Origin of the sequence: Streptomyces sp. 1114.5 (assembly GCF_003635085.1) — a bacterium.
Lineage (GTDB): Bacteria > Actinomycetota > Actinomycetes > Streptomycetales > Streptomycetaceae > Kitasatospora.
The window spans coordinates 3373329-3386834 of record NZ_RBXE01000001.1; the positions used below are offsets into that span (position 1 = coordinate 3373329).

Genomic DNA, 13506 nt, shown 5'->3' on the forward strand with positions numbered 1-13506 from the left:
CGGTGACGCCCCCGCGGCGCGGACGACGAACCGGCAGGTCGGCGGGGTGGCCGGGATGTTCCCAAGGGTGACCGGTTGTCGCCGAAACCCGGACAGGGTCGTTGCACGTGGAGAACAATGACGTCGAGCCCGGCCCGCCGGGGGCGGCGCGACCACCGGACCCACCAGGAGCCGCCAGATGAGCAAGCAGGGTGCACCCGCACAGCCGCCCCGGCCCGACGACGGCTGGTGGGACACCGTCTACGACGGCCCGGCGGGCACCCTCCCCGACACACCGGACGCCGACCCGGGGGACGGCAGCGTGGACGACTGGTTCGACACGGCAGCCGGGCTCATCGGGCAGCAGCGGTCGGGGGAGGAGCCGGCGGCTGAGCCGGAGCCGGAGCCGGGGCCTGGGCCTGGGCCTGAGCCGGTGGCGGTGCCCGAGGTGGTGGTGCCGGAGCCGGACGGCCGGGACAGCATCGACGACTGGTTCGACACCGCGGTCGGAGTGATCGGCGGGGCGGAGGGCATCGGACGCCAGCGGACGTCCACGGAGACCCACCAGTTCCGGGCACCCTCCTTCGCGGACGACGCGCCCGAGCCCGTGGCGGCGCCGGAGCCGGAGCCGGAGCCGGAGCCGATCTCCCTGCAGAAGCCCGAACCGCCTCAGGTGCCCGAAGCACCCGACGTACCTGAAGCACCCGAAGCACCCGACGTACCTGAAGCGCCCGAAGCGCCCGAGGCCCTTGAGGCCCCCGTCCCCGCCCCCGACCTGGCCCCGGAACCCGAGCCCGACCACGCGCCGGTGCCGGAGCCCGACCCGGAACCGGTGCAGCCCACCGCCCCGGCCCCCGCCACCGCCACCATTCCCGACCCCCGGTTGGCCGTCCGTGCCCCGCTCGCCGACGGCGGCGCCCCTGTGCCGCACGTCGGCGAGCGACCCCCGACGTACGGCCCCGAGCCGACGGCCGTCCCGGAGGCGGACCCGGGCTCGCTGCGCGGCCTCGTACCGGACACCGTGCTGGAGGGGGCGCAGTACGGTCCGTCCGTGCTGCGCGCCGTCTCCGTCCGCGGCGACTCCGCGCGCTACCGGGGCGAGCCGCGGCGGGACTCCCTGCTCGTCACCCGGTTCGGCGACGGCCCCGACGGACTGCTGCTCGCCGTCCTCGGCGGCTTCGACCGTACGGGCGGAGCGGCGGAGGACGCGGTCACCGCGGAGGCCGTCGCCGTCGCCGCCGACGAAGCCTGCCGCCAACTCGCCGCCGCGATCGGGCGAAGCCGGGCCGGACTGGCCGCCGACCTGCGCGACGGCGCCCGGGACCGGCTCCGGTACGGCCTCCAGCGGCTGGCGACCAGCGCCGCCGCCCCGCTGCGGGCGCTGGCGCCCCGGGAGGAAGGGGGCGACCCGCAGTCCCCGGCCGCGCTGCACTGCCTGATGGTGTCGCTGGACCCGGCGGCGGGCTACCGTGCGGCGTTCGGCGTCGGCCCGGGCGGGCTGTACCTGCTGCGCGCGGGGCACTGGATCGACGCGTACGCCGCCCGCCTGCTGCACCACCCGGACGGGCAGCCGCCGGTCGCCGAGGCGCCGGTCCCGGACCCGCGTCCGTTCCGCTTCCGGCTGGTCCCCGCGACCCCGGGCGACATCCTGCTCCTCTGCACCCCTGGCCTGGCCGCCCCGATCGCCGACGAGCCCGCCGTCGCCCACTTCCTCTCCACCCACTGGACCCACCCCCACCCCCCGGGCACCATCGACTTCCTGCGCCAGGTCCAGGTCCGGGCCAAGGGCTACGCCGACGACCGCACCGCCGCCGCCATCTGGACCGAATGACCGAAGCCCCACACCGCCCTACACCGCCCGCGCGCACGAGAAGTCGGCCCACCCGACTTCTCACGCACGGACCTCACCCTGCGGCGGACGCGCCTCTTCCGGTGTCCGGCCGGCCCCAAGGTAAAAATCTGTAGACCGGTCTGCATATTTTTCCCGGGATGGTGGCCGCCCGCCCCGCGCAGGAAGTCGGCCCGCCCGACTTCTGGTGCGGGCTCGCCGCCCAGCCCGTGTAATCAGTAGACCGGTCTGCATATTTCTTTCCTGCCGAGCCGGCTGGTCGCATAGGAAGTCGGCCGGGCCGACTTCTCGTGCACAAGCAGAGTTGCGGCCGCGAGGAAATCTGTAGACCGGCCTGCATATTCCTGCCCTCCGGCGGACGGCTGCGCAGGAAGTCGGCCGGGCCGACTTCTGGTGCCGGTGCCGGTGGGCGGCGGCTGCGGGGGGAATCAGTAGGCCGGTCTGCATATTTTCCCGAGGGGGTGGGCACTCGGGGGGCCATCGGGGTGGGGTCAGGCGCGCAGGAGGATGGTGGTGACGGCGGTGGCTTGGGTGAGGGCGGTCGGGGGGTGGGTGTCGGGGAGGCCGATGGCGATGGGGACGGCGAGGCCGTCGAGGAGGGCGCGGATCTGGAGGGCGCGGTCGGCGGCCGGGCCCGGGGTGAAGTGGCCGGTGGCGGTGCCCTCCTCGATGAGGGCGACCAGGTCGGCCTGCCACGGCGCCTCGATCTCCTGCTGCCCCTGGCGGATCTCGGCGCTCGTCGGGGAGCGGCCCCACACCTCGACCCAGAGGATCCACCGCGGGTCGCCCGCGCCCTCCGGCAGGTAGAGGCGCAGGTAGGCGTCGAGGCGCTGCCAGGGGTCGAGGGTGTGGTCGGCGAGGGCGTCGCGGCGGCGGGCGCCGAGCTGGTCCTCGCTCCAGCGGAGGGTTTCCAGCAGCAGCTGGTCCTTGCTGCCGAAGTAGTAGAGCAGGTGTCCGGCGCTCATCTGGAGCTGCTTGCCGAGCCCGGCCATGGTGAGTTTGGCGAGCCCGTGTTCGGCGATCGCGGCCCGGGCGGTGGCGAAGACCTCCTCGCGGGGGCGTGCCGGCCGGCGCGGGCGGGGGTCCGCCATGTGCGTGCTCTCCCTCGGTGGAACGGAGGTTCGAAGACTACCGGAGCGGGGGACGGGCCCCCGCTCCGGCAGCGACGGGCGTCAGAGTGCCTTCGGCTGCTGCTGGGTGATGCAGTGGATGCCGCCGCCGTTGGCGAAGATCTCGCGGGCGTCGACGAGTTCGACGGTGCGGCCCGGGTAGGCGCGGCCGAGGATGGCGGCGGCCTCCTGGTCGCGCGGGTCGGCGAAGGCGCACAGGATGACGGCGCCGTTGGCCACGTAGTGGTTGATGTAGGAGTAGTCGACCGGCTCGCCGTCCTCGTCCAGGAGGACGGTGGGGGCAGGCAGTTCGATGACCTCAAGCCGGCGGCCCTGGGCGTCCGTGGAGGCGCGCAGGATGGCGACGAGCTCCTGGCAGACCTCGTGGTCCGGGTGGGACGGGTCGGGCTGGACGTGGGCGACCACGACGCCCGGGCGGACGAAGGAGGCGACGATGTCGATGTGCCCGCGGGTGCCGAACTCGTCGTAGTCGCGGGTGAGTCCGCGCGGCAGCCAGATCGCCTTGGTGGTGCCGAGGAAGGCGTGCAGCTCGGCCTCGACCTCCTCCTTGGTCCAGTCGGCGTTGCGTCCCTCGCCGAGCTGGACGGTCTCGGTGACGAGCACCGTGCCCTCGCCGTCGACGTGGATGCCGCCGCCCTCGTTGATCAGCCGGGAGGCGAAGCGCTGGACCTCCGTCAGTTCGCTGATGTGCTCGGCGATGTGCTGGTCCTTGTCCCAGCGGGCCCAGGACTGCGCGCCCCAGCCGTTGAAGATCCAGTCGGCGGCGGCCAGCGAGCCCTTGCCGTCGATCAGGAAGGACGGGCCGATGTCGCGCATCCAGGCGTCGTCCAGCGGCCGCTCGACGATCTCGACCTGCTCGGAGACGTACTTGCGCGCCTCGGCCGTCTCACCGGTGTTGACGATCAGCGTCACCGGCTCGTACCGGACGATGGTGTTGGCGACGGCGGCCCAGGCCTCGCGGCCCGCGTGCAGCTGCTCGGGGGTCTCGAAGGTGGGGTTGGCGGTCGGGAAGGCCATCCAGGTGCGGTCGTGCGGGTGCCACTCGGCGGGCATCCGGTAGCCGAGGGAGGCGGGCGTGGGGGTGGTCATCATCAAGTCCTATGGGGGAGAACGCGGGAGGGCGCGGAAGACGAGGGAGGATCAGAGGAAGTAGAGGCGGCTGAGCGAGACGCTGTCGGCCGGTTCGGAGCGCAGCGGCGAGCCGTCCAGGGAGACCAGCCCGGTCTCGGTGACCTCGACGTGGCCGACGCGGGCGTTGCGCACCATGTCGCGCGGCCCGATGCCGCGGGTGCCCCGGACGCCGACGCGGCGGCGGCGGGTGGGCAGCCCGTCGGCGGGGCGGTCGAGGTAGGCGCCGTCGGCGGCGGCCTGGGCGACGAAGGCCACCGAGATGTCGGCGGCGGTCGCGCCGTGGGCACCGAACTGCGGCCCCAGGACGAGGGGTTCGCAACGGTCGGTGGAGGCGTTGGGGTCGCCGACCACGCCGTACGCGGGGAAACCGGCCTTGAGGACGAGCTGCGGCTTGGCGCCGAAGTGGTCCGGGCGCCAGAGCACGATGTCGGCGAGCTTGCCGATCTCGATCGAGCCGACCTCGTGCGAAAGGCCGTGGGCGATGGCGGGGTTGATGGTGAGCTTGGCGATGTAGCGCAGCACCCGCTCGTTGTCGTCGCCGTTCTCCGTCGTCCCGTACGAGCCGGCGCCGTCGAGCGGGCCGAGTTCGGCCTTCATCTTGCCGGCCATGGCGAAGGTGCGGCGCACCGTCTCGCCGGCCCGGCCCATGCCCTGGGCGTCGGAGGAGGTGATGCCGATGACCCCGAGGTCGTGCAGCACGTCCTCGGCGCCCATGGTGCCGGCCCGGATGCGGTCGCGGGCCATCGCGGCGTCGCCGGGCAGGTCGACCTTGAGGTCGTGCGCGGAGACGATCATGCCGAAGTGCTCGCCGAGCGCGTCCCGGCCGAACGGCAGGGTGGGGTTGGTGGAGGAGCCGATGACGTTCGGCACGCCCGCCATCTTCAGCACGTTGGGGACGTGGCCGCCGCCGCAGCCCTCGATGTGGAAGGCGTGGATGGTCCGGCCCTCCAGTACCTTCAGGGTGTCCTCGACCGACAGGCACTCGTTCAACCCGTCGGTGTGCAGGGCGACTTGGACGTCGTACTCCTCGGCGACCCGCAGTGCGGTGTCCAGCGCGCGGGTGTGCGCGCCCATGTCCTCGTGCACCTTGAAGCCGGACGCGCCGCCCTCGGCCAGGGCCTCGACCAGCGGGGCCGCGTCGGAGGACGAACCGCGGCCCAGGAAGCCGATGTTGACCGGCCAGGCGTCGAAGGCGTTGAAGGCGTGGCGCAGCGCCCACGGGGAGTTGACGCCGACGCCCCAGACCGGGCCGAACTCCTGGCCGATGATGGTGGTGACGCCGGAGGCCAGCGAGGCCTCCATGATCCGCGGCGAGAGCAGGTGGACGTGGGTGTCGATGGCGCCGGCGGTGGCGATCATGCCCTCGCCGGAGACGATCGTGGTGCCGGTGCCGACGACCACGTCCACGCCGTCGAGGGTGTCCGGGTTGCCGGCCCGGCCGATCGAGGCGATCCGGCCGCCGATCAGACCGATGGACGTCTTGCGGATGCCCTGGATCGCGTCGATGACCAGGACGTTGCTGATCACGACGTCGCAGGTGTCGCGGACGGCGGCGGGCTTGAGGTGCAGGCCGTCGCGGGCGGTCTTGCCGAAGCCGGCCAGGAACTCGTCGCCGGGCGCCTGGGAGTCGGACTCGACCCGGACGATCAGGCCGCTGTCGCCGAGCCGGATCCGGTCCCCGGCGCGCGGGCCGTGGACGGAGATGTAGTCGTGCGGGGTGATCGCACTCACGAGGGCACCTCCGAGTCGTCGAAGCTGGTCAGGTAGCCGGTCGCGCGGGCCTTCGCGAGGGCGGACTCTTTCGCGCCGGGCGCGTCCAGGGGGCCGTCCACGAGCCCGGCGAAGCCGATCGCGACCCGTTCGCCGCCGATCGGCACCAGGCCGACCTCGACGGTGGCGCCCGGGTCGAAGCGCACCGAGGAGCCGGCCGGGACGGCGAGGTGGGTGCCGTAGGCGGCGGCGCGGTCGAAGGCGAGGCGCGGGTTGGCCTCGAAGAAGTGGAAGTGCGAGGTGACCGAGATCGGCACCCCGGAGGTGTTGTGGACGGGGAGCAGCAGGGTCTCCTCGACCGGGTCGTAGCCGGCGCCGTCGCCGATCAGCGCGCCGCCGGGGGCCTCGTCGCCGAGTGAGCCGGCGCCCTTGAAGGGATCGTTGACGACGGCGAGGCGGGTGCCGTCCTCGAAGACGGCCTCGACCTGGACGACGGTGACCACGTCCGGCACGCCGGGCAGGACGTCGTCGGCGGTCAGCACGGAGCGGCCGGCCTCGATGGCCTCGGCCAGGCGCCGGCCGTCGCGGGCGGCCTCGCAGACGGTGTCCGCGATCAGGGCGGTGGCCTCGGGGATGTTGAGGCGTACGCCCCGGGCTCGGCGGGCGCGGGCCAGTTCGGCTGCTGTGAAGATCAGCAGCCGGTCCCGCTCGGTGGGGGTCAGTCGCACGGTTCCTCGCTCGCGGTTGCCGGGGGAGGGGCGGCTCGGGTACTCGAAGCCTTCCGGATGATGTTAGAACGCCGTTCAAACATCTGGGGTCATTGAACCCGGACCGGGCCGCCCTGTCCAGCCTTGCCGGTCCGCGCGGGTTCGGCTCCCTGGGCGGGGGAGGGGGGTGAGGGCCCCGGCGTGCGGCGGGGGCGCGCAGCCGGGCGCACGGCTCGTACGGGCGCCGGGTGTGCGCGGAACCGAGGGGCGGTGGCTTCGAAAACGGCCGCTGCGCTTCGCAAACCTGTCCGGCGCGGGCAGTTGGATCACGCGAACCTCCCCGTGCCCCTTTCACCCCACGTGATCGGACGCACACTGTTGCAAACGCCGTCAACTGGGCATGAGGATTGGTGGTCAGATCGAGGGGGCCACCCGGCCGGCGGGGGATCCGGAGGCGGGGGCCCGGATTCCAGGGCGGGGGAATGTGGTGATGGACGGTCAGTCGCGATTCCCGCGGCAGCGGACGAGTTCGGGCGACGCCTACCGGTCCGGGCCGGCCCAGGGCCCGGTCGGCGCCGCCGGCACGACCGGCCCGGCGGGTACGGCCGGCACGAGCGCCACGGCCGGTCCGAGCAGCCCGGCCGGTACGGGCGGCACGAGCGGGACGGCCGGAGCGACCGACACGGCCCTGCCGGGCGCGCCGGCCCCCGGCTGTGCGCTGCACCGGCGGCTGCACCTCGCGCTCGACCCGGCCGACCTGGTCGCGGTGGGTGCCGTCCGGCGGCGGCTGCGTTCGGCGCTGAGTCACTGGGGGGTGCCGGAGCTGTCCGACACCGCCGAGCTGCTCTCCTCCGAGCTGGTCACCAACGCTCTGGTGCACACCGGCAAGGGCGCGGTCTTCGACGCGGTGCTCGGCTCGGACCACCGGCTGCGGATCGAGGTGCACGACGGGACGAGCCGGCTGCCCGGCTGTCGGCGTGATCCGGAGGCCGAGTACGCGACCTCGGGGCGCGGGTTGCTGCTGGTGGAGGCGCTCGCCGACGCCTGGGGGGTGCAGCTGAGAGGCGACGGCAAGGTCACCTGGTTCGAACTCACCCTGCCCTGAGTCCGGCCGACCCCGTCCGACCCGGGCCGACTCCGGCCGCTTCGGGTCCGGTTCCCGCGGTCGTACGATTGTTCGCAACCGATTGATTCGCTGTCGAAGGAAGCCCTGAACAGAAGGCGGAGCGGAAGATTTCCGGCCCGTCGGCATTGCCGCTCGACGGAACATTGGCCAGGATGGTGGGACTGTGTGTCCACGTGCGGGAAGCAGCGGGGAGACCGAACCTCGACTGACCACCGTCCGCCGGCACCGTCCCATCCAGCACGACCCATCACATCGCCACGCGGCCCGGCCGGACGGTCGGCGCGGTCCGCCACGGCAGCGGCAGGAGCAGCATGCCCACTGAGCCCGAGTCGCCGGGGCCGGCGCTCCCTTCCGGCACGTCCGCCGCCGAGCCGCGAGTCGCCGAGCCGCGCACCCCAGAGCCCAGGACCGCAGAACCCAGGACCGGAGAGCCGCGCGCCGTGGAACCCAGGACCGTAGAGCCCCGGCCGCCCGCCCAGCCGACCCGGCGGACCTCCGCGATGCGCCCGTCCCCCAGCCTCGCCGCCGCCCGCCTGGCGCCCGTGCTGTCCGGCGGACTGCCGCCCGCCTCCGCCGACACCATGCCGGACTGGCTGGAGCCGGCGATGGCCGCCAACGGCATCGGCTCCTTCGACTGGGACATCCGCCGCGACGTCCTGGAGGGCGACCAGCGCGCCTGCACGATCATCGGACTGGAAGGCCCGGCGCTGGGCCGCTTCGACCGCACCGCCGCCTCCTTCCTGGCCCTGCTGCACCCCGAGGACGCGCCGGTGGTGCGTCGCCGGGTCGAGCGCGCGGTGGCCGAGCTGGGCCAGTGCGGCGCCTACTACCGCACCATCGGGCCGAACGGCACCATGCGCGCGGTGCGCTTCCGCGGCCGGGTGCTCGCCGACGCCTTCGGCCGCGCCTCCCGGATGGTGGGCTTCGTCTGGGACGCCACCGTCGAACTGCACAAGCGCGACCACGCCGACCGGATGGCCCTGCTGCGCGAGGAGCGCTCCCGGTTCATCAAGGAGGCGGCGCGCGCCCTCTCCGAAGCCGTCACCGTCCGTGACGTGGCCCGGGTCTTCACCGAACTGCCGCTGCCCGGGCTGCCGCCGGACGGTCTGGTGCTGGCCTCCTTCGAGGCCGGCCGGGCGCAGATCCTCGGCGCCTCCGGCTACCACGCCGAGGCTCTCGCGGTCTGGGACCGCACCGTGCTGCCGAGCGGCCACCCGGCCGCCGAAGCGCTGCGCCACCGCACCCCGGTGTTCGTCTCCACCCGCGAGGACTTCCGCGGCCGCTACCCCGAGGTCTGGGAGCAGGCCGACCGCACCGGCCGCGGCTCCTGGGCGTACCTGCCGCTGGTGGCCAGCGGCCGGGCGATCGGCGTCTGCGTGGTCAGCTTCGACGACGAGCGCGAGCTGGACGCGGACGAGCGCACCCTGCTGACCACCCTGGGCGGGCTGGTCGCCCAGTCGCTGGCCCGGGCCCGGCTGCACGACGCCGAGCACGAGCTGGCGGCCGGCCTGCAGCGGGTGATGCTGCCGCGCACCGTCCCGTCCGTGCCGGGCGTGACCACCGCCGTGCGCTACCTCGCGGCCGGCTCCGGCCTGCAGATCGGCGGCGACTGGTACGACGTGGTGCCGTTGCCCGGCGGGCACGTCGGCCTGGTGATCGGCGACGTCCAGGGCCACGACGTGCACGCCGCCGGGATCATGGGCCAGCTGCGGATCGCGCTGCGCGCCTACGCGGCCGAGGGCCACCCGCCCGCCGCCGTGATGGCCCGCGCCTCCCGCTTCCTCGCCGACCTGGACACCGACCACTTCGCGACCTGCACCTACGCCGAGGTCAACGTCGACTACGGCGTGGTGTACGCCGTACGGGCCGGCCACCTCGACCCGGTGGTGCGCCGCGCCGACGGCACCGCCGCCGTGGTGCCGGTCGCGGGCGGGCTGCCGCTGGGCATCGACCCGGACCAGGAGTACCGGGTCACCCGGTTCAGCCTGGACCCGGGCGAGACCGTGCTGCTCTGCACCGACGGCCTGGTCGAGGCGCGCGGCATGGACCTGGACGAGGGCGTGGCCCGGCTGACCCGGGCGCTGGCACGTCCGCTGCCGTCCGCCGCGCAGGCGCCCCGCGACCCGCTGGAGGAGCTGGCCGACCGGATCGCCTCCCAGGCCGCCGACTCCAGCGAGCGCGAGGACGACATAGCGCTGCTGCTCCTGCGCTGGGACGGCCCGGCGGGCGGCCTCGCCGCGCAGCAGCTGCGCCGCCGGATCGGCCAGGCCGACCTGGCCCGGGTCGCCGAGGTGCGGGCCGAGCTGCGCGACGCGCTGCGCCGCTGGGGCGTCGCCGAGTTCATCGACACGGCCGAACTGCTCTCGTCCGAGCTGGTCACCAACGCCATCCGGCACACGGACCGTGACGCCATGTTCACTGCGCGCCTCTACCGGGAGCCGGAGGCCGACGGCGGGCGGGCCCGGCTGCGGGTCGAGGTGGAGGACGAGTCGGACCTGTGGCCGACCCGCCGGACGCCGGGCGAACAGGCCTCCTCCGGGCGCGGCTTGATGCTGGTTGAGGCACTGGCGGACGCCTGGGGCGTGGAGCCGCGCGGATCCGGCAAGCGGATGTGGTTCGAGCTCAGCGGGGCGGCAGCTTAGACGGTCCCCGGGCAGCGCCCGGGCAGAAGGTGCGGCCCTGGACGAAACGCGGTCGCGGGTGCGAACCTGAAGACAGGTCACGCGCCCCGGCGCGTCCCGGCAGCCGACGAGGGTGTGTGGCTCGGGCTCGGGCTCGCCGACCCGAGGCGGGCAGCCACGACCACTGCCGACGAGGATCACGCCATGGTGTCGATCTTCCATCACCACACCGACGGCGAGGCCGTCGCGTCCCCCACGATCCCGCTGCCGCCCCCGCAACGGCAGCCGGTCGAGCCCCGCTACGCCCCCGAGGGCGTCGCCCGCCTCCCGCTGATCTACGTCCGCGGCTTCGCCGGCGGCACCAGCGGCATCGACAAGCAGGTCGACGACCCGTTCTACGGCTTCAACGACGGCTCGACCCACATCCGGGTCGGCGGCGACGGCACCGCCCAGTACTACCAGTTCGAGAGCCCGCTGCTGCGGCTGTTCGCCGAGGACGGTTACCACCCGCTGGTGGCCGGTGACCCCAAGTCGTACCTGCGGTCCTGCGCGGCCGGGTCGGTGGACCCGGCGACCGTCTGGATCCACCGCTTCTACGACGCCTCCGCGGACACCTTCGGCAGCCGGGCCGTCGACTTCGACATCGAGGCGGCGGCCAGGGACCTGTACGAACTCGTCCGGCTGGTCCGGGAGAAGACGGGCGCGGAGAAGGTCGACCTGATCGCCCACTCGATGGGCGGCCTGGTCTGCCGCAGCATGCTGCAGAAGTGGTCCTACGACAGCTTCGGCGACTTCCGGCCCACCGTCCCCGGAAAGGACCTGGTCGACCGGCTGTTCACCTACGGCACGCCGCACGGCGGGATCACCTTCGCCGTCGGCGGCGGCCTGCTCGACGAGTTCATGGAGGACCTCGGCCCGGTCGGATCCGACATCTTCTCGCCCGAGATGATGTACGGCTACCTGGTGCCGGGCGTCGAGTACGGCACCGAGGCCCCGGAGGGCTGGCAGGCGAACCGGATCCCGCCCGAGGTCTTCGACGTCGACCGCGTCTTCTGCGTCGTCGGCACCGACCCCGGCGACTACGGCCCCTCCCGGAAGGTCGTCGGCCCGCAGAGTGACGGCCTGGTGGCGATCCGCAACGCCTGGGTGGAGGGCGCGCACCGGGCGTACGTTCACCGCTCGCATTCCGGTCGCTACGGTCTGGTCAACTCCGAGGAGGGGTACCAGAATCTGCGCCGCTTCCTGTTCGGCCGCAAGCGGGTGGCGATCGAGCTGGCGGGCCTGGACCCCGACCCGTCCGAGGTCGACGGCCGGCGCTCCTTCTGGCAGGGCGAGCTGCAGCTGTCGGTCCGCGGGCTGCCCGTGGTGCTGCACCAGCAGCTGGCGGCGCACTACTGCCCCGTCCTGCTGCAGTCAGGGCCCGAGGGCGCCGCCGTCCCGCTGACCACCGTCTTCCTCCTCGATCCGCTGTTGTCGCCCGCCGACGGCGGCAACGGGCCGGTCTCGCCGCCGTCCCGCTACGCGCTGCACCTCAAGGTCTCCCGGCTGACCGAGGAGCACGGGCTGCTGTTCTGGCGCGACCACCTCGCCCAGACCGCGGACTGGGACGACACGTTGATCGTCGACGTGGGGCACGAGAGCGACGACCCCAAGGGCGAGCTGCGGCTCTGGGCCGTCTGGAACTCCCAGCTGCCGACCGCGATCGCCGACCGCGACCCCGTGGGCACCAGCCCGCTCGACCCGGAGCAGGACGCGGTGACGGTGCCCCTGCCGCCGAGTGCGGGCCGGCTCCTCGGCGCCGACGCGGCGCTCGTCCTCCGGCCCGCGGTCTGGGAGTGACCGCGGGAGACCGGCCCCCGGAAGGCCGGGGGCCTGGCCGGTCGGCCCGACTGTGCCGGTCGGTACGCCTGTGCCGGCTGACCTGCCAACGCCGGGCAGCACGCGGCGTCAGCCGAACTGCTGCTCCAGGTCCTTCAGCTTGCGCTCCAGGGAGTCGAGCCGGGGCAGCGTGACGGTGTCCTCCTCCACCGTGAGGTCGATGGTGCGACGCTCCGGACGGGCCGGCAGGCCGGGCTGGACGACCTTGCCCTCGGCGGCCTCGACCTCGCGCGGCGCGGACGCCCGCTCGGCGCCGGGCCGTTCGGCCTGCGGCCGTTCCAACCCGGGGCGCTCCGCCCCGGGCCGCTCCACGGCCGGCCGCTCCGCCCCGGGCAGTTCGGCCGCGGCGGGCCGTTCGGCCCCGGGGCCGCCGGCTATGGCGGACTCCGAGCCGGACTCCAGCTGCCGGGCGACGCCGCTGCGCCGCCAGCCGCCGGTGGAGCGGTTGATCGCCCGGATCTCGGCCCGCTCGCGGCGCCCGGCCAGCTTGCGGCGCTCCTTCTCCAGGGCGCGCTCCCGCTTCTCCTCGCGGACCTCGTCCACCGCCTCGTCCAGGCTGCGGACGTTCTCCAGCAGCATCAGTGACCAGGCCGCGTAGGTCTCGCGGGGGGCGCGCAGCCAGCGGACGATGCGGATCTGCGGCAGCGGGCGGGGCACCAGGCCCTGCTCGCGCAGCGCGGCCCGGCGGGTCTGCTTGAGCGCCCGGTCGAACAGGATCGCCGCCGAGAGGGACATCCCGGAGAAGAACTGGGGGGCGCCGGCGTGGCCGAAGCCGCGCGGGGCGTGCACCCAGTTGAACCAGGCCGAGGCGCCGGCGAAGAGCCAGACCAGCAGCCGGGAACCGAGCGCCGCGTCACCGTGGCTGGCCTCGCGCACGGCGAGCACCGAGCAGAACATCGCGGCGCCGTCCAGGCCGAACGGGACGAGGTACTCCCAGCCGCCGGACAGGCCCAGGTTCTGGACGCCGAAGCCGACCAGTCCGTGGAAGGAGAGCGCGGCGGCGACACCGGCACAGCAGAACAGCAGCGTGTACGAGGCGGCGCCGTACAGGGATTCCTTGCGGTGGCGCCGTTCCTCGGAGCGCTCCCAGGAATCCGTGCCACCGGCGGAGGTGGATCCCCGGCTGCGGAGCAGGGCCACCAGGAGCGCGCTGACCAGCAGCCCCGCGACCACGGTGACGGCCCACCCGAGCGGTATGTCGGACAATTTCATCGCCGGAACCAGCCTCGCTTTCCTGCGTCGAGTTCCTGCGCCGTGACGGCGGGGACCATCATGGCGGATGCTCGGCGGGCGAATGGCCGATTCACCGTCAATGCGCTGGGGAGAGGGATTTCTGACCCAGCAACAATCCTATTTTCTTATCGATTCAATGCGG

9 protein-coding genes are annotated in these 13506 nt (G+C 73.8%); 4 read left to right on the forward strand and 5 right to left on the reverse strand.

Going from position 1 to position 13506, the window contains the following annotated elements:
- Nucleotides 1–178: 178 nt before the first annotated feature.
- On the forward strand, nucleotides 179–1810 hold the full coding sequence (locus tag BX285_RS15010) for a protein phosphatase 2C domain-containing protein (protein ID WP_121175396.1): 1632 nt from the start codon (nucleotides 179–181) through the stop codon (nucleotides 1808–1810).
- Nucleotides 1811–2319: 509 nt separating this feature from the next.
- On the opposite strand, the gene BX285_RS15015 is transcribed toward BX285_RS15010, so the two are convergent.
- The 4 genes from BX285_RS15015 to BX285_RS15030 form a co-directional block, all read right to left on the reverse strand.
- Nucleotides 2320–2919, reverse strand: coding sequence for a TetR/AcrR family transcriptional regulator (locus BX285_RS15015; protein ID WP_121175397.1), 600 nt, complete (start codon nucleotides 2917–2919; stop codon nucleotides 2320–2322).
- An 81-nt stretch (nucleotides 2920–3000) separates the two neighbouring features.
- A complete protein-coding gene (locus BX285_RS15020) occupies nucleotides 3001–4050 on the reverse strand; it encodes an agmatine/peptidylarginine deiminase (protein ID WP_179852913.1) in 1050 nt (349 codons plus the stop codon).
- A gap of 48 nt (nucleotides 4051–4098) precedes the next feature.
- Complete coding sequence (locus tag BX285_RS15025) at nucleotides 4099–5820, reverse strand: urease subunit alpha (RefSeq protein ID WP_373560521.1); 1722 nt, start codon at nucleotides 5818–5820, stop codon at nucleotides 4099–4101.
- Nucleotides 5817–6527 carry an urease subunit gamma gene (locus BX285_RS15030; RefSeq protein ID WP_097238443.1) on the reverse strand — a complete coding sequence of 237 codons (711 nt, stop codon included), beginning with the start codon at nucleotides 6525–6527 and terminating at the stop codon, nucleotides 5817–5819. Before BX285_RS15030 ends, BX285_RS15025 begins: the two co-directional genes overlap by 4 nt.
- A gap of 469 nt (nucleotides 6528–6996) precedes the next feature.
- On the opposite strand from BX285_RS15030, the gene BX285_RS38370 reads away from it, so the two are divergent.
- The 3 genes from BX285_RS38370 (at nucleotide 6997) to BX285_RS15045 (ending at nucleotide 12092) form a co-directional block, all read left to right on the forward strand.
- Entirely contained in the window at nucleotides 6997–7611 is a 615-nt protein-coding gene (locus BX285_RS38370; RefSeq protein ID WP_121175398.1) for an ATP-binding protein, read from the forward strand.
- A 521-nt stretch (nucleotides 7612–8132) separates the two neighbouring features.
- Nucleotides 8133–10274, forward strand: coding sequence for a SpoIIE family protein phosphatase (locus tag BX285_RS15040; RefSeq protein ID WP_183107077.1), 2142 nt, complete (start codon nucleotides 8133–8135; stop codon nucleotides 10272–10274).
- 183 nt (nucleotides 10275–10457) lie between these two features.
- Nucleotides 10458–12092, forward strand: a complete 1635-nt coding sequence (locus tag BX285_RS15045; protein ID WP_121175400.1) for a triacylglycerol lipase — start codon at nucleotides 10458–10460, stop codon at nucleotides 12090–12092.
- 108 nt (nucleotides 12093–12200) lie between these two features.
- Here BX285_RS15045 and BX285_RS15050 read toward each other — a convergent pair whose 3' ends face one another.
- Nucleotides 12201–13343 carry a DUF2637 domain-containing protein gene (locus tag BX285_RS15050; protein WP_097238446.1) on the reverse strand — a complete coding sequence of 381 codons (1143 nt, stop codon included), beginning with the start codon at nucleotides 13341–13343 and terminating at the stop codon, nucleotides 12201–12203.
- Between the last annotated feature and the right edge of the window lie 163 nt (nucleotides 13344–13506).